Annotated in this window: 14 protein-coding genes; 2 read left to right on the forward strand and 12 right to left on the reverse strand. The window is 69.7% G+C overall.

Features of this window, described 5'->3' with window-relative positions; all coding sequences use genetic code 11:
* Positions 1–92: 92 nt before the first annotated feature.
* Entirely contained in the window at positions 93–2,357 is a 2,265-nt protein-coding gene (locus H181DRAFT_RS04110) for a S9 family peptidase (protein ID WP_045862800.1), read from the forward strand.
* A gap of 90 nt (positions 2,358–2,447) precedes the next feature.
* On the opposite strand, the gene H181DRAFT_RS04115 is transcribed toward H181DRAFT_RS04110, so the two are convergent.
* The 5 genes from H181DRAFT_RS04115 to H181DRAFT_RS04135 form a co-directional block, all read right to left on the reverse strand.
* Positions 2,448–3,554: an ABC transporter ATP-binding protein gene (locus H181DRAFT_RS04115; protein WP_045862801.1), complete on the reverse strand. Its 1,107-nt coding sequence runs from the start codon at positions 3,552–3,554 to the stop codon at positions 2,448–2,450.
* An 11-nt stretch (positions 3,555–3,565) separates the two neighbouring features.
* Positions 3,566–4,639 (reverse strand): ABC transporter ATP-binding protein, encoded by a 1,074-nt coding sequence (locus tag H181DRAFT_RS04120; RefSeq protein WP_045862802.1) that lies wholly within the window; start codon positions 4,637–4,639, stop codon positions 3,566–3,568.
* A gap of 10 nt (positions 4,640–4,649) precedes the next feature.
* Positions 4,650–5,627 carry an ABC transporter permease gene (locus tag H181DRAFT_RS04125; RefSeq protein WP_045862803.1) on the reverse strand — a complete coding sequence of 326 codons (978 nt, stop codon included), beginning with the start codon at positions 5,625–5,627 and terminating at the stop codon, positions 4,650–4,652.
* Between the two features lie 141 nt (positions 5,628–5,768).
* The gene (locus tag H181DRAFT_RS04130; protein ID WP_045862804.1) at positions 5,769–7,562 is read right to left on the reverse strand and encodes an ABC transporter substrate-binding protein; all 1,794 of its coding nucleotides are present in this window, start codon (positions 7,560–7,562) and stop codon (positions 5,769–5,771) included.
* 86 nt (positions 7,563–7,648) lie between these two features.
* Positions 7,649–8,692 (reverse strand): ABC transporter permease, encoded by a 1,044-nt coding sequence (locus tag H181DRAFT_RS04135; RefSeq protein ID WP_074467702.1) that lies wholly within the window; start codon positions 8,690–8,692, stop codon positions 7,649–7,651.
* Between the two features lie 467 nt (positions 8,693–9,159).
* On the opposite strand from H181DRAFT_RS04135, the gene H181DRAFT_RS04140 reads away from it, so the two are divergent.
* Positions 9,160–10,149, forward strand: coding sequence for a hypothetical protein (locus H181DRAFT_RS04140; protein ID WP_139131664.1), 990 nt, complete (start codon positions 9,160–9,162; stop codon positions 10,147–10,149).
* Here H181DRAFT_RS04140 and H181DRAFT_RS04145 read toward each other — a convergent pair.
* From H181DRAFT_RS04145 to H181DRAFT_RS04175, 7 genes are all read right to left on the reverse strand, one after another.
* The gene (locus H181DRAFT_RS04145; RefSeq protein ID WP_052708440.1) at positions 10,113–11,234 is read right to left on the reverse strand and encodes an ABC transporter ATP-binding protein; all 1,122 of its coding nucleotides are present in this window, start codon (positions 11,232–11,234) and stop codon (positions 10,113–10,115) included. The two genes, H181DRAFT_RS04140 and H181DRAFT_RS04145, sit on opposite strands and share 37 nt — an antisense overlap.
* Entirely contained in the window at positions 11,224–12,252 is a 1,029-nt protein-coding gene (locus H181DRAFT_RS04150) for an ABC transporter ATP-binding protein (protein WP_175439708.1), read from the reverse strand. The genes H181DRAFT_RS04145 and H181DRAFT_RS04150 overlap by 11 nt, the downstream gene beginning before the upstream one ends.
* Positions 12,253–12,263: 11 nt before the next feature.
* Complete coding sequence (locus tag H181DRAFT_RS04155; RefSeq protein WP_045862806.1) at positions 12,264–13,295, reverse strand: ABC transporter permease; 1,032 nt, start codon at positions 13,293–13,295, stop codon at positions 12,264–12,266.
* Between the two features lie 95 nt (positions 13,296–13,390).
* Entirely contained in the window at positions 13,391–14,314 is a 924-nt protein-coding gene (locus H181DRAFT_RS04160; RefSeq protein WP_045862807.1) for an ABC transporter permease, read from the reverse strand.
* Between the two features lie 14 nt (positions 14,315–14,328).
* The gene (locus H181DRAFT_RS04165) at positions 14,329–15,969 is read right to left on the reverse strand and encodes a peptide ABC transporter substrate-binding protein (RefSeq protein WP_045862808.1); all 1,641 of its coding nucleotides are present in this window, start codon (positions 15,967–15,969) and stop codon (positions 14,329–14,331) included.
* A 281-nt stretch (positions 15,970–16,250) separates the two neighbouring features.
* On the reverse strand, positions 16,251–18,119 hold the full coding sequence (gene typA / locus H181DRAFT_RS04170; RefSeq protein WP_045862809.1) for a translational GTPase TypA: 1,869 nt from the start codon (positions 18,117–18,119) through the stop codon (positions 16,251–16,253).
* A 186-nt stretch (positions 18,120–18,305) separates the two neighbouring features.
* The gene (locus H181DRAFT_RS04175; RefSeq protein ID WP_045862810.1) at positions 18,306–20,612 is read right to left on the reverse strand and encodes an ABC transporter family substrate-binding protein; all 2,307 of its coding nucleotides are present in this window, start codon (positions 20,610–20,612) and stop codon (positions 18,306–18,308) included.
* Positions 20,613–20,828: the final 216 nt, after the last annotated feature.

The following is a 20,828-nucleotide window of genomic DNA, read 5'->3' on the forward strand; positions in this document are numbered from 1 at the left end:
ATGGCATGGGCCAGGTGCACGGGAGCAGAAGAGGGGCGCATATTCGGTTCCGGCCACCGCGCCGAGCGCCGCCCCGGCTTACGCTCTGCCCCATGACCACCTCGTTTCCCCGTCAGTCCGCACGCACCCAACGCTTCACACTCGGCTCCCCGCGCGCGTTCACCGTCTCGCCGGACGGCTCGCGCATCGTCTTCCTACGCTCCGGCGGCGGCACTGACCGGGCGAATCGCCTCTGGGTACGGGACGCGCGGGGGACGCGGGAGAGCGTCGCCGCGGAGCCCGGGGAGCTCCTGGGAGGCGCGGCGGAGGAGCTCTCGCCGGAGGAGCGCGCCCGCCGCGAGCGGAGCAGGGAGGGATCGGCCGGAATCGTCGGATATGCCACTGACATGGCGGTCGAGCGTGCCGTCTTCGCCCTGTCGGGCCGCCTCTTCGTGAGCGATCTCATGTCGGGCGGCACGCGCGAACTGGCCACGCCGACGCCGGTGGTGGACCCCCGCCTCTCCCCCGACGGCCGGCACGTCGCCTACGTCTGCGACGGCGCCCTGCGCGTCGTCGGCGCGGACGGCGCGGGCGACCGCGTACTGGCGGCTCCGGAGGCCGGCAGCGTCACCTACGGACTGGCCGAATTCGTCGCCGCCGAGGAGATGCAGCGCAGCCGCGGCTTCTGGTGGTCCCCCGACAGCGGCAGCCTCCTCGTCGCCCGCGCCGACGACGCGCCGGTCCGGCGCTGGTGGATCGCCGACCCCGCGAACCCGGAGCAGGAACCGGCGGAGGTGGCCTACCCCGCGGCCGGCACGCCCAACGCCGAGGTCTCGCTGCACCTGCTGAGCCTCGGAGGGGACGGCGGCGACGGCGTGGAGAGCGCGGACGCACAGCGCGACGGGCGGCGACACCCCGTCGAGTGGGACTCGGAGCGGTACCCGTATCTCGCCCGCGTCCACTGGTCGCCGGACGGTCCTCCGCTGCTGCTGGTGCAGGCCCGGAACCAGCGCGAGCAGCGCGTGCTCGGCGTGGACGTGGGGACGGGCGCCACCAGGACCCTCCACGAGGAGCAGGACCCCGACTGGCTGGAGCTGTTCCCGGGAGTTCCCTCGTGGACGCCGGACGGGCGCCTCGTACGCATCGAGGACACCCCCGGGGCCCGTACGCTGCACATCGGCGGCGAGGCCGTCACGACGGGCGCGTTGCACGTCCGCGCCGTGCTCGACGTCAGCGCCGGCGGAGTCCTCTTCTCCGCCTCCCCCGGGGCGTCCGCCCCGTCCGGGGAGCGCGGACCCGGGGCGGGGACCAGGGGCGTCGGGGACATCGGCGTCTTCCTCGCCCGCCGCGCCCCGGACGGCTCGTTCTCCCCCTGCGAGCGCGTCACCGCCGAGGACGACGACGGCGCGGCGCACGTCGCGTCCGCGGTGCGCGGCGGACCGACGCTCGTGCTGTCGACCGCCTCGCTGGGCCGCGCGGGCTCGCGCGTCAGCGTGCTCGGCCTGCCCGGCGCGGACGGCGAAGGTTCCCCGGGCGGCGCGGCGGAGGCGTTCAGCCCGCTCGGCACCGTCCCCTCGTACGCGCAGGAGCCGACGCTCACCACGGCGCCGCTCCTCACGCGCACGGGCGGGCGGGAGATCCCCGCGGCGGTCGTCCTGCCCACGGGCCACAGGGAGGGCGACGGTCCGCTCCCCGTCCTGATGGACCCCTACGGCGGCCCGCACGGGCAGCGCGTCGTGGCCGCACACAACGCGTATCTGACGTCCCAGTGGTTCGCCGACCAGGGCTTCGCGGTCGTCATCGCGGACGGCCGGGGAACCCCGGGCCACTCCCCCGCGTGGGAGAAGGCGGTCTCCCGCGACATCGCCGACGTCACGCTCGACGACCAGGTCGACGCGCTCCGCTCCCTCGCGGAGGAGCACCCGCTGGACCTGTCGCGCGTCGGCATCCGCGGCTGGTCGTACGGGGGTTACCTCGCGGCGATGGCCGTGCTGCGGCGGCCGGACGTCTTCCACACGGCCGTCGCGGGCGCGCCCGTCACGGACTGGCGGCTGTACGACACGCACTACACGGAGCGGTACTGCGGCACACCGCAGGACGATCCGGACGCGTACGCGCGCGCGTCCCTCATCACGGACGACGGGCTCTCGGGGGCCGCCGGGCAGCACCGGCCGCTGCTGCTCGTCCACGGGCTCGCCGACGACAACGTGGCGGTCGCGCACACGCTGCGGCTCTCGTCCGCGCTGCTGGCGGCGGGGCGTCCGCACGAGATGCTGCCGCTCTCCGGCGTCACCCACATGACACCGCAGGAGCAGATCGCGGAGAACCTGCTGCTCCTCCAAGTGGCGTTCCTCAAGCGGACACTGGGCATGGCCTGAGGGCCACCGGGGCCCGACCGCACAGCGGGGCGCCGCCGCGGAGACTTCCGCGGCGGCGCCCGTCCTGCCTTACCCCTGGCGTCTGCTTGCTCAGCTCTCCATGGCCTTGAGCGCCGAGTCCAGGATGACGTCCTCCTCGCGGGCGGTCGTCGATCCCTCTTCGGGGAAGTGGCACGCAGTCAGGTGACCGGCGGTGTTCCCGGAGATCTGCACGAGCGGCGGGTCCTCCGTCGCGCACTTGTCCTGCGCCTTCCAGCAGCGCGTACGGAAGCGGCAGCCCGACGGCGGGTTGATCGGCGAGGGCACGTCGCCCGCGAGGCGGATGCGCTCGCGCTCCTCCTCCTCGCCGTCGCTGAGCCTGGCCTCCGGCACGGCGGAGAGCAGCGCGTGCGTGTACGGATGGCGGGGGCGGGTGTAGATGGAGTCGCGGTCGCCGACCTCGACGATCTTCCCCAGGTACATCACCGCGAGCCGCTGCGAGAAGTGCCGCACGATCGCCAGGTCGTGCGCGATGAACACGAACGCGATGCCCATGTCGCGCTGCACCTGCTGGAGCAGGTTGACGACCTGGGCCTGGATGGAGACGTCCAGCGCGGAGACGGGCTCGTCCGCCACGATCAGCTTCGGCTCCAGGGCCAGTGCCCGCGCGACGCCGATGCGCTGCCGCTGCCCGCCGGAGAACTCGTGCGGGAAGCGGTTGTAGTGCTCCGGGTTGAGGCCGACGGTCTCCAGCATCTCCCGGATGCGCTTCTCGCGGCCCCCGGGCGGATTGATGCCGTTGACCTCCATCGGCCCGCCGATGATGGAACCGACCGTCTGCCTCGGGTTCAGCGACGAGTACGGGTCCTGGAAGATCATCTGGATCTCGGAGCGTACGGGCGCCATCTGCTTGCGGTTGGCGTGGGTGATGTCCCGGCCCTGATAGGTGATCTTGCCCTTGGTGGGTTCGAGGAGCCTCGTCAGCAGGCGGCCCGTCGTGGACTTGCCGCAGCCCGACTCGCCGACCAGGCCGAAGCTCTCACCCGGCATCACGCTCAGGTCGATCCCGTCGACGGCCTGGACCGCGCCCACCTGCCGCTTGAAGGGGAAGCCGCCCATGATCGGGAAGTGCTTGGTCAGGTTCTCGACCTCGAGCAGGGCTTCGCCCGAACCGGGTACGGCGTCCTGCGGCTTGGTCAGGGTGAGTTCTTCGCTCATTGTCATTCTCCCTAGCCCAGCCGGGGCTTGATCTGCTCGGTGAAGAAGGTCTGCTTCTGCTCCGCCGTGAGGTGGCAGGCCGCGCCGCGTCCCGGGGGGAGCACGGGCCGGTCGGCGGTGCAGGACTTGTCGCCCGCGACGTGGTTCACGTACTCGCAGCGGGGGTTGAAGGGGCAGCCGGGCGGCGGGGCGAGGAGGCTCGGCGGTGTTCCCTTGATGGGGACGAGCTCCTCGTTGACGTCGCCGGTCAGCCTCGGCATGGACGTCAGCAGGCCCCACGTGTAGGGGTGCCGCGGCTGGCGCAGCACCTCCTTGACGGAGCCCCGCTCGACGGCCCGCCCGCCGTACATCACCAGGATGTCGTCGGCGACGTTGGCGATGACGCCCAGGTCGTGCGTGATGAAGATGATCGCCGAACCGAACTCCTGCTGGAGGTCCTTGAGCAGGTCGAGGATCTGCGCCTGGACGGTCACGTCCAGCGCCGTCGTCGGCTCGTCCGCGATCAAGAGGTCCGGGTTGCACACGAGCGCCATGGCGATCATCGCGCGCTGCCGCATGCCGCCGCTGAACTGGTGCGGGTAGTCGTTGACGCGCAGCTTGGCGTTGGGGATGCCGACCTTGTCCAGCATCTCGATCGCCCGCAGGTGCGCCTCACGCTTCGAGGCCCCGGTGTGCTTGCGGTAGGGCTCCGAGATCTGCCGTCCCACCGTGTAGTACGGCGAGAGCGCCGTCAGCGGGTCCTGGAAGATCATCGCCATCTTGTTGCCGCGCAGCGACTCCAGGGTCTTCTCCCGGGCGCCGGTCAGCTCCTGCCCGTCCAGCAGGATCTCGCCGGAGACGGCGGTCTTCCGCGGGTTGTGCAGGCCGAGTATGGAGAGGTTGGTGACCGACTTTCCGGAGCCGGACTCGCCCACGATCCCCAGGGTGCGGCCGCGCTCCAGGTCGAAGGAGAGGCCGTCGACGGCCTTGACGGTGCCGCCCTCGGTGTCGAAGTGGACGTAGAGGTCGCGCACGGACAGGAACGCACCGGAGGCGCCCGCGTCACGCGGAGCCGGGACGTCCGCTTCCTTGGTCAGGGTGTTCACAGCGGTACTCCTAGGCCAGCCGCACGCGCGGGTCGATGAACGCGTACGCGGCGTCCACGAGGACGTTGAACAGGACGATGAAGGTCGCCGAGAAGAGCATCACGCCCATCACCATGGGCAGGTCGGTCTGCTCCACCGATTCGACCGCGAGCTTCCCGAGCCCCGGCAGCGAGAACGTCCATTCGGTGATCATCGCGCCGCCGAGCAGGGACCCGAGGTCCACGCCGAAGATCGTGACGATCGGGATGAGCGAACCGCGCCAGGCGTAGCGGAAGAAGACGAACTTCCCCGACATGCCCTTGGCCCTGGCCGTGCGGACGTGGTCCTCGGCCAGCTGCTCGATCATCGAGGAGCGGGACAGACGCGTGTAGTTCGCGGTGAAGATGATCTGGATGACCATCCAGGGGATGAGCAGACCCATGAACCAGCCGGCCGGATCCTCGGAGAGGGGCACGTACTTGGGCTGGTCGAGGAGACCGAGGTTGAAGACGAGCAGCGCCATCACCAGGGGCCCGACGAAGTAGATCTGCATCGAGCTGAGCACGAGGGAGGCGGTGCTGAAGACCTTGTCGGCGAGCGTGCCGCGCTTCCAGGCGGCGATCATGCCGGCGCCGAGACCGATGGTGAGGAAGACGACGGCTCCGCCGAGGGACAGCGAGACCGTGGTCGGGAAGCGGTCCAGGATGGTGTCCCAGACGGGGTCCGAGCTGGCGAAGGAGTAGCCGAAGCACGGGGCGGGGCACGAGCCCTGGGCGAAGTCGCGTCCGGTGACGATGCCGGACATGAATTCCCAGTACTGCACAGGCACGGGCTTGTCGATGCCCATGTTCTTGCGGATGACTTCCAGCGCGTCCGGCGTGCAGTTCTTACCGCAGGCGAGCATCGCCGGGTCTCGCGGTATCGCGTAGAAGAGGAAGAACGTGACCGCGCTGATGACCAGCAGGATCACGATCGCGCCGAGCAGCCGGCGGCTGAAGAAACGTAGCATGACGGAACGCAGCTCTCGTGGGCAGCGGAATCGTGGACGGGGCGACGGGCCGGTGGTGCCCGCCCCCTGGGGGAAGACCCCCGGGGGGACCCCAGGGGGCGGGCACCACCTATGGCGCGAGCAACAGCGCTGTGTGTGCTGTTACTTCTTGATGTACAGCTGGGTCGGGTCGATGCCGCTGATGACGTCGTTCAGGACGGCACCGCCAACCTTCGAACCGTGCAGCTGGATCTGCTTGTAGTACATCAGCGGGATGTCGGGCAGGTCCTCCTTGAGGATGCTGTCCGCCAGCTTGCCCCACTCCTTGGCCGCCTGGTCCGCGTCAGTGATCTTGGAGATGCGGTCCATCTCCTTGTTCATCTGCGGGTTGTCGTAGTGCGAGTAGTTCGACGCACCGTCCTGGACCTGACGACCGTCCAGCGTGGGCGGAATGACCGTCGAGGCGCTCGGCCAGTCGGCACCCCACGAGGAGTGGTACATGTCGTACTTGTTCTTGACCTTGCCGATCTGGTCGTAGTACGTGTCGCTGACGATGTCCTTGAGCTGGACGTCGAACCCGGCCTTGGACAGGTTGTCCTTCGCCGCGATCGAGAACTCCTGCCACTCGGGCGAGTTCTGGAAGGCGAAGGTCAGCTTCATACCGGTCTTGCCGGCTTCCTTCAGCGTCTTCTTGGCCTTCTTGACGTCGCCCTGCGGGTTCTTGATCTTCCCGTAGGGGTCGGCGCCCGTGTGGCCCGCGACGGTCGGGCTGAGGTAGCTGCCGCCGAGCTCGCCGCCGCCGGAACCGCCGAAGGCCTGCATCAGCGACTTCGCGGGGAGGGCGTAGGCGATCGCCTCACGGACCTTCTTGTCCTTCAGGCGGTCCATGTTGAAGGAGATCTTGCCGACGTAGGGCTGGTAGCCCGACAGCGAGCGCTTCTTCACATCCGGGTTCGAGCGCACCTCCTGCATGCTGGAGGCGTCGACCTGGTTGCTGTAGCTGACCGCGGTCTGGTTCTCGGCACTGTCGGAGGCGAGCCGCTTGGTGGATGCCTCGTAGGAGACGCCGAACTGGATGTCGTGCGAGTCCGGGTAGGCGTGCCGCACCGCGTCCGTCTTGGCGTCCCAGTGCTCGTTGCGCACCAGCTTCATGCTCTTGCCGGACTTGAAGGACTCGATCCTGTACGGACCGGAAGCCACCGGCTTCTTGTCGTACTTCTCCTGCGTGTCGCCCTTCTCCTGGACCGCGGCGTATCCCGCCATGCCCAGAGCGTAGGGAAGGTCCGGCTGCGGGTCCTTGAAGTGGAAGACGATCGTCTTGTCGTTCGGCGTCTCGAGGACCTTGTCCGGCAGGTGGTCACCCTTGTAGGGGCCGTCCGGCAGGAGCTTGCGGTAGTCCGTGCCGCTCTTGCCCGCCAGCCACTGCTGGATGAAGACCGGGCCCTCCGAGACGAACGGCGCGAACTGCCGCTCGAAGGTGTGCCGGATGTCCTTGGACGTGATCGGGGAGCCGTCCTCCCACTTGATCCCGTCCTTGAGCTCGTACTTCCAGGTCCGGTCGCCGTTGGACGACTGGCCGCTGTCCTTGGCGAGGTCGCCGACGACTATGTACTTGCCGCTGTTGTCGCGCTTGTAGGTGGTCAGGCGACGGTGGATGAGGGTCGACATCGAGCCCTCGTCGCTGACGTACATCTGCGCGGGGTCGAGGTGGGCGAAGCTGTCCCGCTGGTAGACGGTGAGCTTGCCGCCCTTCTCCGCGCCCTTCACGGCCTTCGCGGGCCCCGTCGAGTCCTGCTCGTCGCCGAACTCGTACTTGACCTGCTGCTTGGCGGCGTCTTCCTTGCTTACGCCCCCGTCGTCGCCGCCACCGCCGCTGCTGCATCCGGTGAGGATGAGCGCGCCTGCGGCGAGCCCGACGACGGAGACGCGCGCCGTACGCATCCTGAATCTGCTCATGGTGGTGGTAGCACCTGCCTGTCGGTTGTCCGTTGCTGCCTGACTGATGCGGTGCCGGGGTGGCAGCGCCCCCCTCTTCTCGGTCGTCAACGTCCCGATTTCGGGTCGAAGGCGTCCCTGACCGAGTCCCCGAGCAGGTTGAACGCGACGATGAAGATCACCATCGCGACGCCGGGGAAGATCATGTAAGTGATGTCGCTCTGGTACACCTCGGCACCCGTGGCGAACATCCGGCCCCAGTCGGGCGTGGAGGCCGGCATGCCCACTCCGAGGAAGGAGAGGCCCGCGACGGCGGTGACGAAGTTGGGAAGCATGTAGGTCGACTGCACCAGGATGGGCGTGACCACGTTCGGGAGCAGTTCCTTGCGGATGATCCGCCAGGGCGGGGTGCCGGCGACCTTGGCCGCCTCGACGAACTCCCTCTCGCGCAGGGTCAGAACCTGACCGCGCAGGAGCCTCGCCAGCGTCATCCAGCCGAGCAGCCACATCACGAAGATGAGGACGGCGGCCCGCAGCCCGGTCGGCATCTCGTCCTGGGGGTCGACCATCAGCGCGCCGATGACGGGGACGAAGGCGACGAAGAACAGCTGGCTGGGGAACGACATCATCAGGTCGGTGAGCCGGCCGAGGAGGTAGTCCGTCTTGCCGCCGAGGTAGCCGCCCGCGACACCGATCACGATGGCCAGCAGCACCGACAGGAGCGCGATCACCACGGCCAGCGAGAGGGAGGTGCGCATCCCGTAGACGAGCTGCATGAACACGTCGCGGCCCAGGCCCGGTTCGAGACCGAACCAGTGCTCGGCGTCGATGCCGCCGTTGGGCTTGATCGGGTAGCCGTTGTCGTTGAGGAGGCCCTCTTTGAGCTGCCCGTAGCGCGTCCACGGGTCCTTGCCGTACAGCCAGGAGATCACCGGCGCGAGGGCGGCGACGGCGAACATCGAGAGAACGACGAAGGCCGATATGACACCTGTGCGGTCGCGCTTGAACCGCATCCACATCAGTTGGCCGGGGGACCGGCCCACCTGCTGGTCTTTGCTGCCTTCTCGGCCGACCGGCTCGGTGGTCAGGCCGACGCCGTCGGGATCTGGGGTCTCTGCCCCGGCGATCGCGGCCTGGGATGGACTTGTCATCGTGATTGCGCCCCCGCGCTCGTCATCTATGCGGATAGATCCGACTGTTGGCCGGCTGGCATCGGGTGCCATGGGTTGAGGAGACTTTGCAAGTGAATAACTGCTCAGTCAAGGGGTACCGGCGGCAGCATGTGGACCCCGAGCGCATAGTGAGCGAAGGTTTTGCAGATTGAGGTCAGCGCGTGCTTGACGGCCTCGGCACCTAATAGACATATGGCCATAAGAATGCCTGAAACGCTTTAACACGGCCGCAATCCAGTTGTCGCCGCACCGATATACGAACCCGCCACCCTGAACTTCGTACGGCCCGTGCGGGTGCCGTAGGACCGGGCCGGAGCCGCGCTGCCCCGGCCCGGTCGCCGTGACCAGCGGCAGTAGGCTTGTCCGATGCTGTACCGAATCCGCCGCCTCGACTGCGGCCGAAGAACGGTGCAGCGCACGGACGTCCGTACCGCGGGGGGCGGCACATGAGTCGGTTCGCAACGTTGAGACCCGGTGCGCACAGAGCGGGCGCCGCACTGCTGGCGGCGCTCGCCGCGCTCGACCTCGTCTGGATCGTCCGCGACTTCAGCAAGGCCGCCGACGTCACCGACGCCTGGTGGATGTGGTCCGGTCTGCTCTTCCGCGCCCAGGACGGTATCTGGACCAGCTCGTTCGTGGAACCGACGCTGCTGGTTCTTTACACCGTCTGCGCAGTCACCGCCCTTCTCTCCTCGGCGACCGCGGGCGTCCTCCTCTCGGCGGGCGCCCTGACGATCCTGCTGCGCGTCCCCACCCTGTGGAACCTCAACGCCGGCTGGGTACAGGGCGGCGTCTCGGACGGGCTGCGCACCCAGGTGCTGATCAGCGACATCGCCATGCTGGTGCTGGGAGTGGCGCTCATCGTCACCGTGTTCGCCGGCCGCGGTACCGGCGCCCCCGCCGGAGACGGCCCACCCCCCGCCGGCGGCCGCCACGACGTACCCGCGCGTCCCACTCCCGCGGGCGGCCTCGCCGCGTCGGTGCTGCTGGGCGCGGTGGCCGCGGTGCTGGTCTCCTGGGAGGTCCGCGCGTGGGCTGAGCAGGGCTGGGGCCCGTACTGGGAGCACTTCACCGGTGACGGCACACTCGTCACGCTCCTCGCCGTGCCCGAGAGTTGGTACGCCTGGTCGCTCGCGCTGCTGGCGGCCGGCGGCGCGACCGCCGCGTACCGGGGCTCGCCCTTCGCACGCCCGCTGGGCATGACGGTCTGCGCGCCCCTGCTCGGACTCGGGCTGTTCCGCCTGTCGTTCGCGGCGAAGGCGGGCCTGCTGGAGAGCATCGGCACCCTCGGCCTGCGCGACCGCCTGTCGATGGCCACGTCCCTGTTCGAGGTCCTCGTCTCGCTCGCCGTGCTGGCCGCCCTCGCGGGCCGCGGCGAAGAGGCCCCTGGACCCGTGCCTCAGCCGGGGACGATCCGCTCCTTCTCCTCGGCGTAGTGGCAGGCCGACGGATGGTGCGCCGGCCCCTCGGCGTGCCGGAGGGCCGCGGGCACCTGGAGCGTCGGCTCCTCCTGCGCGCAGCGGTCCGCCGCCTTCCAGCACCGCGTGCGGAACCGGCAGCCCGACGGCGGGTTCGCCGGGGACGGGACGTCGCCCTCCAGCACGATGCGCGTGCGCCGCTCCCCGGCCGAGGGGTCCGGTACCGGCACCGCCGAGAGCAGGGCCTGGGTGTACGGGTGCGTGGGGTGCTCGTAGATCTCGCGCTCCGTGCCGATCTCGACGATCCTGCCGAGGTACATGACGCCGACGCGGTCGGAGATGTGCCGTACCACTGAGAGGTCGTGCGCGATGAAGACGTAGGACAGGCCGAACTCGTCCTGCAGCCGCTCCATCAGGTTCACGACCTGCGCCTGCACGGAGACGTCCAGGGCGGAGACCGGCTCGTCCGCCACGATGACCTCCGGGCGCAGCGCCAGGCCCCGGGCGATGCCGATGCGCTGCCGCTGCCCGCCGCTGAACTGGTGCGGATAGCGGTTCACGTACTCGGGGTTGAGGCCGACGACGTCCAGCAGCTCCTGCACCCGCCTGCGGCGCTCGCCGCGGGGCGCCGCCTCGGGGTGGATGTCGAAGGGCTCGCCGACGATGTCGCCCACCGTCATACGGGGGTTGAGGGACGTGTAGGGGTCCTGGAAGACCATCTGGATGTTGCGGCGTACCGCCTTGAGCGCGCGTCCGGACAGGCGCGTGACGTCTTCGCCCTTGTACAGGATGCTTCCGGAGGTCGGGGCCTCCAGGCTCGTCACGAGCTTCGCGACGGTCGACTTCCCGCAGCCCGACTCCCCCACGAGGCCGAGCGTCTCGCCGCGCCGCAGGTCGAACGAGACGCCGTCGACGGCCTTCACCGCGCCCACCTGCCGTTTGACGACGACGCCCTGGGTGAGCGGGAAGTGCCGGACCAGGTCGCGTACTTCGAGGATCGCCTCACGCGGCGCGTGCGGCGCCGGCGGCTCCTTCTCCGGCAGTACGCCCAGGCCCTCGCCGTCCTGGGGCCGCGCCGTCCCGTCCAGGCTGTCACTCTGCATCGAGCAGCTCCTCCCAGAAGTGGCAGGCGCTCGCCCTGCCCCGGCCCACCTCGTAGAGCGGCGGCTCGTCCGCGTGGCAGAGGGGACGCGCCATGGGGCAGCGCGGGTGGAAGCCGCACCCCGGCGGGATGCGCAGCAGGCTCGGCGGCAGCCCCTTCACCGCGTCGAGTTGCTGCCCCTTCTGGTCCAGGCGCGGGATCGAGTCGAGCAGGCCCTTCGTGTAGGGGTGCGCGGGCGTCCGGTAGAGCTCGCGGACGGGGGCGGACTCCACGACGCGTCCGGCGTACATCACGACGATCTCGTCCGCCACGTCCGCGACGACACCGAGGTCGTGCGTGATCAGGATCAGGCCCATCCGGAACTCGCGCTGCAGATCGGCCAGCAGCTCCATCACCTGGGCCTGGACGGTGACGTCCAGTGCGGTGGTGGGTTCGTCCGCGATGATCAGGCGCGGCTCCAGCGCCAGCGCCATGGCGATCATGATGCGCTGCCGCATGCCGCCGCTGAACTGGTGCGGGTAGTCGTCGACACGCGCCCGCGCGGCGGGGATCCGCACCCGTTCCATCAGCTCGACGGCCCGGTCCCTGGCCTCCTTGCGCGAACTGCCGCGGTGCACGCGGAACATCTCGCCGAGCTGGTACCCCACGCTCAGGACGGGGTTGAGCGCCGACAGCGCGTCCTGGAAGATCATCGCCATGCGCGCCCCGCGCACCGAGCGGCGCTCCTCCTCCCGCAGCGCGAGCAGGTCGCGCCCCTCGAAGAGGATCCGGCCGCCTGTGACCCGTCCGGGCGGCGTGTCGAGGATCCCCATCACCGCCTGCGCCGTCACGGACTTGCCGGAGCCGGACTCGCCGAGAACCGCCAGCGTCTCGCCCTCCGCGACGTCGAGGCTGACGCCGTTGACGGCCTTCGCCACGCCGTCGCGGGTGCGGAACTCCACGTGCAGGTCCCGTACTTCCAGCAGCCGGCCCGGCCCGGACGGCGAAGGCGGCACCGGCTGCGTCTGGGTCTGTGTCACGTACGCCTCCCTCAGCGCAGCTTGGGGTCGAGGGCGTCGCGCACCGCGTCGCCGAGCATGATGAACGCCAGGACGGTCAGGCTCAGCGCCGCCGCGGGATAGAGCAGGATGTGCGGCGCGTTGCGGAACTGCATCCCCTGCGAGGCGTCCGAGATGTCGGCGCCCCACGAGACGGTGGGGGGCTGGAGGCCGACGCCGAGATAGCTGAGGGTCGCCTCCAGGGCGATGTAGGTGCCCAGCGCGATCGTCGCGGTGACGATCACCGGGGCGACGGCGTTCGGAAGGATGTGCCGGACCAGCATCCTGGCGTTGCCGGCCCCCAGCGCGCGTGCGGCCTGCACGTAGTCGTTCTGCTTCGCGGAGATGACGGAGCCGCGGGCGATGCGCGCGATCTGCGGCCACCCCAGCAGCACGATGAACGCGATGACCGTCCACACCGAACGGCTCCCGGTCATCGAGAGGAAGACGAGCCCGCCGAGCATGATCGGGATGCCGAAGAAGACGTCCGTCACGCGCGAGAGGAGCGCGTCCCACCAGCCCCCGAAGAAGCCGGCGAGCCCGCCGAGCACCGAGCCGGCGACCGCGACGCCCAGGGTCGCGCACACGCCGACGGTCACGGACGTGCGGGCGCCGTAGACGACGCGCGTGTAGACGTCGCAGCCCTGGGTGTCGTAGCCGAACCAGTGGCCCGGCGAGGCCGGGTCGAGGGACTTGTCCAGCTGGCAGGAGAGCGGGTTGCGGGTCGCGATCAGCCCGGGCCAGACCGAGATGAGGACCAGGAAGAGGATCAGCAGCGCGGAGACGACGAAGACCGGGTTGCGGCGCAGGTCGTGCCAGGCGTCCGACCAGAGGCTGCGTGCCTGGCCGCTCGGCCCCGGCTCCGGCTCCGTTCCGGGCGGGGCGGCGGGGCCGGGCGTCTGCTCGCCGGGGACGGCGAGTCCGGCGGCCGCGCCTGTCCCCCCGCCGCCTCCCGCCGCTGCCGCCGGGGCTCCCGAGGGGGGCTCGTCGGCGGCGGACGGGCTCTCCGGTGCGCGTTCAACCATGCGGCACCCCCTCGGGCGACGGCTCGGCGTTACGGGACGGCGCGGCTTCCGCGCCTGGACTGCCCGGGCGCACGGCGGCGCCGGCGGGCTCGGGCTCACGCATAGCGGATCCTCGGGTCGAGCACGGCGTAGAGGAGGTCGACGATCAGGTTCGCGAGCAGGAAGACGATGACGAGGATCGTCACGAAGCCGACCACTGTCGGGGAGTTCTGCCGCACGATGCCCTGCCAGAGCTGGAAGCCGACCCCCTGGATGTTGAAGATCCGCTCCGTGACCAGGGCGCCCGCCATGAGGTTGCCGACGTCCGTGCCGAGGAAGGTCACCACGGGGATCAGCGAGTTGCGCAGCAGGTGCCGGACCGTCACGCGCGAGCGGGGCAGCCCCTTGGCGAGCGCGGTGCGTACGTAGTCCGCCCGGGAGTTCTCGCTGATGGACGCACGGGTCAGCCGCGTGACGTACGCCAGCGACAGCAGGGCCAGGACCACCCCCGGCAGCAGCAGTTCACCGACCGGCGCCGCGGGGGAGACGGCGGGCGCGATCCATCCCCACTTCACGCCCAGCAGGTACTGCACGAGCGTGCCGGTCACGAAGGTGGGGACCGAGATCACGATGAGCGTCATCATCAGCACGGAGCTGTCGACGGGACGGCCGCGGCGCAGGCCCGTGATGACGCCGAGGGCGATGCCGAAGACGATCTCGATGACGATCGCGATGAGGGCCAGCCGCAACGTGACCGGGAACGCGGTGCTCATCAGCTGGGTGACGGGCTGTCCGTTGAACGCGTTTCCGAAGTCGCCGGTGAAGATGTCCGCCATGTAGAGCAGGTACTGCTGCCACACCGGCTTGTCGAGGTTGAATTCGGCGCGCAGCTGGGCGGCCGTGGCGGGGTCGGGAGCCCGCTCGCCGAACATCGCGTTGACCGGGTCGCCGACCGCGTACACCATCACGAAGATGAGGAACGTGGTCCCGGCGAACACCGGGACCATCTGGAGCAGTCGCCTGACGACGTAGCGCCCCACCGCCGTTCACGCCCTCACTTGACTCTGATGTCGGTGAACACGGGCACCGAGAACGGATTCAGCCGCACGTCGCTGGCCCTGTCCGAGTAGCCGGCGTTCCCGTCCTGGTACCAGAGGGGAATGGCGGGGAGGTCCTCCAGCACGATCTGCTCGGCCTCCTGGAACTTCTTCACCGCCTCCTGCTCCCCGGATTCGTTGGCCTGGTCGATGAGGCTGTCGACGCGCTTGTCGGAGTACCCGGTGTCGTTCGACGAGGCGCCGGTGTAGTACAGCGGCTGCAGGAAGTTCTGGATGAGCGGGTAGTCCATCTGCCAGCCGGTGCGGAAGAGGCTCTTCAGCTTCTTGTCCGCGATGTCCTTCCGGAATTCACCGAACGTCGGAACGGGGTTGACGCTGCACGCGTCGTTCTTGTCGAGGACGTTGTTGATGCTGTTGCACACGGCGTCCATCCACTGCCGGTGCGAGCCGGTGTCGACGTTCGAGGTGATGCTGACCTTCCCGCCCGGCAGCCCGCCCGCGTCCTCGATCAGCCTCTTCGCCTTCTTCGGGTCGTACGTGCAGGTCTCCCCGCACATCCCGGGCTTGTACCCGCCGGACTTCTTGATGACGGGAGAGGTCAGTTCCGTGGCCGGCTTGCGGGTGCCGTGGTAGATCTTCCGCGCCACCTCGTCACGGTTGATCGCCATCGACAGTCCGCGCCGCACCTGCTTGGCCTTCTCCGTCTGCCACTCCTTCTTGTAGAGCGGAAAGGAGAGGGTCTGCAGAAGTCCCGCGGGCTGGTTGATGTAGCGGCCGTCGAGGTCCCGCTCCGCGTTCTTCAGCTGCCCCGCGGGAAGCTCGTCGAAGACGTCGAGGTTGCCTGCCTGGAGGTCGGTGTAGCCGGTGTTCTGGTCGGTGTAGACCTTCAGCTCGACGCCCTTGTTCTTCGGCTTGTCGGGACCCGCGTACTTCTTGTTCACCGACAGCCGCATGGCCTGGCCCTGCGTATAGGAGTCGATCTTGTACGGGCCGTTTCCGATCGGCTTCTTCAGCCACGCGTCGTGGTCGGTGAAGAATTTCTCCGGCAGCGGGGAGAACGCCGCGTATCCCAGGGTGTCCGGCCAGAGAGAGAACTTCTGGTTGAGCTTCACCTTGAAGGAGTGCTTTCCCGTCACCTTCAGCCCGGACATCGTCTTCGCCTTGGGCTTGGCGTTCTCGTCCTCGGGGTGCACGTCGTCGTAGCCGTCGATGTACTCGAAGAAGTACGAGTTCACCTGCTTGTTGGTGACGAGCGCGCCGTAGTTCCAGGCGTCGACGAAGGACTTCGCCGTCACCGGCGAACCGTCCGAGAACTTCCAGCCCTTCTTCAGCCGGACGTCGAAGTTCTGCTGGTCGTCGGTCTTGACCGACTCGGCCACGGCGTTCTCCGCCTTGCCGGTGTCCGGGTTGTACCGCTTGAGCCCCCGGAAGGTCATCTCCAGGACCTTGCCGCCCTGGACCTCGTTGGTGTTGGACGGCTCCAGCGGGTTCTGCGGGTCGGTCCAGAAGGCACGCACGACGCCGGCCGACGATCCGGCGGCAGCGCCCCCACCCCCTCCCCCGCCGCACCCGGCAGCCGCCAGGGTGACTGCCGTCGCACAGCCGACTGCCCACGTGAGACGCGTGGCTCCGCGCATGGGTGCCTCCTCGGTACCGCAGACGTCTTGCCTTGCGGACCAATTAACACCCTTTGCGCACTTTCATCTCGGCATCCCTCTGGGGCCGTACGCGTGACCCCTGAGCGGAAGCCCCCCGCGCGGCAGGGGATTCCGGGCCTCGGGACGCGACGCGGCACCCGGCAAACCGCGGCCCCCCGTTCGTCCGGGAGGGTTACCGGAGGAGCGAGGGGCCACGGGAGCCGGTCCCGGCGGAGTACCGCGGCGGGACGACCGGTTCAGCGCTTGGCGCGACGACCGGTTCAGCGCTTGGCGCGGGCAGCCGCCCGGGACCGCGCCTTCTGGTCGAGCTCGACCTTGCGGATGCGCACGGTGTCGGGGGTGACCTCGATGCACTCGTCCTCGCGGCAGAACTCCAGCGACTGCTCCAGCGAGAGCTTCCGCGGCGGTACGAGGTTCTCCGTGGTGTCGGCCGCGGCCGCGCGCATGTTGGTGAGCTTCTTCTCCTTGGTGATGTTCACGTCCATGTCGTCGGCGCGCGAGTTCTCACCGACGATCATGCCCTCGTACACCTCGGTGCCCGGCTCGATGAAGATCGTCCCGCGCTCCTGGAGGTTCATCATGGCGAACGGCGTCGCCGAGCCCGGACGGTCCGCCACGAGCGACCCGCTCCGCCTCGTGCGCAGCTCCCCGAACCACGGCTCGTGGCCCTCGAAGAGGCTGTGCGCGATGCCGGTCCCCCGGGTCTCGGTCAGGAACTCCGTACGGAACCCGATGAGACCCCTGGCAGGAACGATCCACTCCATGCGGATCCAGCCCGAGCCGTGGTTCGTCATCGTCTCCATCCGCCCCTTGCGCGTCGCCATCAGCTGGGTGATGGCGCCCATGTACTCCTCGGGGGCGTCGATCGTCATCCGCTCGACCGGCTCGTGCAGCTTGCCGCCGATCTCCCGCGTGACGACCTCCGGCTTTCCGACGGTCAGTTCGAAGCCCTCCCGGCGCATGGTCTCCACGAGGATGGCGAGCGCCAGCTCACCGCGGCCCTGCACCTCCCAGGCGTCGGGGCGCTCCGTCGGCAGGACGCGCAGCGAGACGTTGCCGACCAGCTCGCGCTCCAGGCGGTCCTTCACCAGGCGGGCGGTCACCTTGTGGCCCTTGCCGCCCTTGCCGACGAGCGGCGAGTTGTTGGTGCCGATCGTCATGGAGATCGCCGGCTCGTCGACGGTGATCAGCGGCAGTGCGACGGGGTTCTCCGGATCGGCCAGCGTCTCCCCGATCATGATGTCGGGGATGCCGGCGACGGCGCAGATGTCGCCCGGCCCCGCCTCCTCGGCGGGCTTGCGCGTCAGCGCGTCCGTCATCATCAGCTCGGTGATGCGGACGTTCTGCTCGCTGCCGTCGCGCTTGAGCCAGGTGACGTTCTGGCCCTTCTTCAGCGTGCCGTTCTTCACGCGCAGCAGCGCGATGCGGCCGAGGAAGTTGTCGGCGTCGAGGTTGGTGACGTGCGCCTGGAGCGGCGCGTCCTGCTCGTACGTGGGCGCCGGAACCGTCTCCAGCAGCGTGGTGAAGAAGGGCTCCAGGCTGTCGCTGTCGGCCGGGACGGTGCCGTCCTCGGGCTGCGTCAACGAGGCGACGCCGTCGCGCGCACACGCGTAGACGATGGGGAACTCGATCTGCTCCTCGTCCGCGTCGAGGTCGAGGAAGAGGTCGTAGGTGTCGTCGACGACGGCGGCGATACGGGCGTCCGAGCGGTCCGTCTTGTTGATGCAGAGGATCACCGGGAGCCGTGCCTCGAGCGCCTTGCGCAGCACGAACCGGGTCTGCGGGAGCGGGCCCTCCGAGGCGTCCACCAGCAGCACGACGGCGTCCACCATCGACAGTCCGCGCTCGACCTCGCCGCCGAAGTCGGCGTGCCCGGGGGTGTCGATGATGTTGATGACGACAGAGTCGCCGCCCTTGGGGTGGTACTTGACCGCGGTGTTCTTCGCGAGAATGGTGATGCCCTTCTCGCGCTCGAGGTCGTTCGAGTCCATCATGCGGTCGTCGACGGATTCGAGCTGGTGCGCGGCGAACGTCCCGGCCTGCTTGAGCATGGCGTCGACGAGGGTGGTCTTCCCGTGGTCGACGTGGGCGACGATGGCGACGTTGCGGATGTCATGGCGCGTGGGCATGGCTGGCTGCGCTTCTCCCGGATCGTGGGTGGGGCGCGGTGCGTCGGTGCCTCTCACGCGCCCTGCCGGGCAGATCTCGCCGCGGCTCCGCCGTCCATCGTAAGGGCCGACCCACGTTCGGCCTATTTCAGGCCTCGCTGCGGGCTCCGGGGGCGCCTCGCCAGTGCCCCCGGAGCCCGCAGCGCGCTACTGCTTCTCGTAGCCGATGTCCTGGTACCGCGGCGTCTCGAATCCGAAGGCGCCCGCGTTCGCGATCTTCTCCTGGGCGGCGACGAGCTGCGGGCGCTGGTACAGGGGCACGGAGCCCGCCGCGGCCCAGATCCGGGCGTCGGCGCGCTTGATGAGGTCGTTGCGGGCGCCGTCGTCCAGCTCCTTCGACGCCTGGTCGAAGAGCTGGTCGATCTGGTTCGTCCCTACGCGCGTGTAGTTCTGCTCCACGAGCAGGGAGCCGTCGGCCGCCGCCGCGGGCTTGGCGTAGATGGGACGGGCGTCCGTGGCGGGATAGGCGGTTCCTGGCCACGAGTAGAGCGCCAGGTCGTAGTCGCCCTCCGCGATGTGGTTGGCGAAGTAGTCCTCGTCGGAGACCTTCTTCATCTGCGTGCGGACGCCGATCCGGGTCAGTTCGCGGGCGATGCGCGCCCCGGTGGCCCTGATGGACTCCGAGCCGGGGCCCGCCGGAAGGACGAAGCGCAGCGTGAGCGGCTTGCCCTCCTTGGTGCGCTGCGTCTTCGCACCGCCGTCGGACAGCAGCCGCAGCTCGTCGGCGTCCGCACGCGCGCGCGTGGCGTCCTTCAGCGCGGCGCGCGCCTTGCGGACCCTGCGCTCCGAGCCGCTCTCCTTCGCGCTGCGCAGCTTGACGCGCGCCGCCTGCGTCAGCACGGAGGCCCGCTGTCCGGCCGTGACGGACGAGAGATTCAGGGGCTGCCCGGCGAGACGGGCCGCCTCGGCCGCGGTGACGGGCGCGAGTCCGGGCGCGCCCGCGGCACGGTTCTCCGAGCCGCCGCCGGCGTCGTCCTGGCTGTCCTTGTCCTTCCCGGCGTCCTTCCCGTCGTTGCGGCCGTCCTTCTCGTCGTTGCGGCCGTCCTTCTCGTCGTTGCGGCCGTCCTTCTCGCTCCCGCTCTTCTCCCCGTCCCGCTTGCCGTCGTCGGCCTTCTTCGCGTCGGCGTCGGCCGTGGGCCCCGACCCCGCCGAGCCGTCCTCCCAGCCGGCCTCGGCGAGCAGCGACTGCGCCGACTCCACGTCCTGGTCGCCGAGGGCGTCGCTGTTGTCGGCGTATCCGTCCTGGTCGATCATCCGCAGGTGGCTGCCGAGCGCCTTGACCGGCAGCCCGGTGCCGTGGAGCGCCTTCTTCGCGAGGGCTTCGCGGTCGATGGCGCGGGCGACCGCACGCCGCACCCGCTCGTCCGCGAGGGGGCCCTCGGCTCCGTTGAGGGCGAGCTGGGTGTAGGCGGGCTCGAAGGCGTGGCGGACGGCGATGTGGCGCAGGTTCCGGTCCTGGGCCGCGCGCTTGCGGGCCTCCTTCCCGGACGAGGCCGCGTGCTTGCCGTCGCCGCGCCCGCCGTCGCGCTGGGACTCGCTCTTCGCGTCCTCCCCGCCGGCTTGGCCCTTGTGGGCGGAGACGATGCGGCGGAGCGTCGAGACGTCGATCTCGGCGAGGTCCAGCTTCCCGCGTGCCAGCGCGGACTTCCGCTCGTCACGCGGCACGACGCGCAGCACGATCCGCTTCAGCTTGGCGGTGTCGCCCCACCACTTGCCGTTGCGTACGAGCGTGACGGAGGTGTCGTTCCTGCTGATCCGCTCGACCTTGAACGGTCCCGCCGACACCGGCAGCGAGGACCGGGCGCCCCGCTTGAAGCCCTTCGCGCTCCCCATCACCGACTTCGGGTAGAGCGGCGTGAAGAGCGACTTCCAGTCGGCGTAGGGCTTGCGGAAGACGACCTTCACCTCGTGGGCGCCCTTCCCCCTGGTCACCTGCTTGATCCGGTCGTATCCCGCGTTGCGGGCCGCGCCGAAGGAGTTCTTGCTGCCGCCCAGCGCCTTCCACTGCGCCTTGAAGTCGGCGACGCCGATCCGGCGCCCGCTGCTCCACCGTGCCTCGGGGTTCAGCTTGTAGACGACCGTCTGCCGGGGTTCCTTCTCCGTGACGTCCGCCGCCTGCAGGAAGTCGGTGTTGAGCTGGGGACGCGCCGCCGGATCGAGCGTGAAGAGGGAGGGGAGCGTGGCGCCCGCGACGCGTTCCGTGCTGGCGTCGGCCGAGGGCTGGAACGCGTTGAGCGTCGGGGGCAGCGTGTCGACGGCCCAGCGCAGCGTCCCCCCGGAGGCGACCTGCTCGCGGTCCAGGTGCGGGACGTCCCTGGAGGCGCCGCTTCCGCCGCCCTCCGACGACGGGCCGTCCTCTCCGGACGTGCACGCGGCCAGCGGGAGCAGCGCGCCGGCCATGAGGAGTGCGAGGGATCGCCGAGTGGCTGTGTCGAGGGCTGGCACGGCTTTCATGGCTGACCTCCGAGGCTGACCGCGGACGGGCTGTCCGTACACGCCCTGCCTGCGCGGACACGTTCGGCGGCATAGGCGTTTCATCACATCTATCGACCACTGAAGGCGAGGCCGCCCGGCCTTGCGCGCAGACTCGGCCGCGTGCCACGGCATGCCACCCGTGCGGAGGAGAAGGCCCCGCGCTCAGGGCCTTCCGCCCCGGTCTCCGCGCGCTCG

It is taken from the genome of Streptomyces sp. WMMB 714 (assembly GCF_900090125.1).
Taxonomy (GTDB): Bacteria; Actinomycetota; Actinomycetes; order Streptomycetales; family Streptomycetaceae; genus Streptomyces; species Streptomyces daqingensis.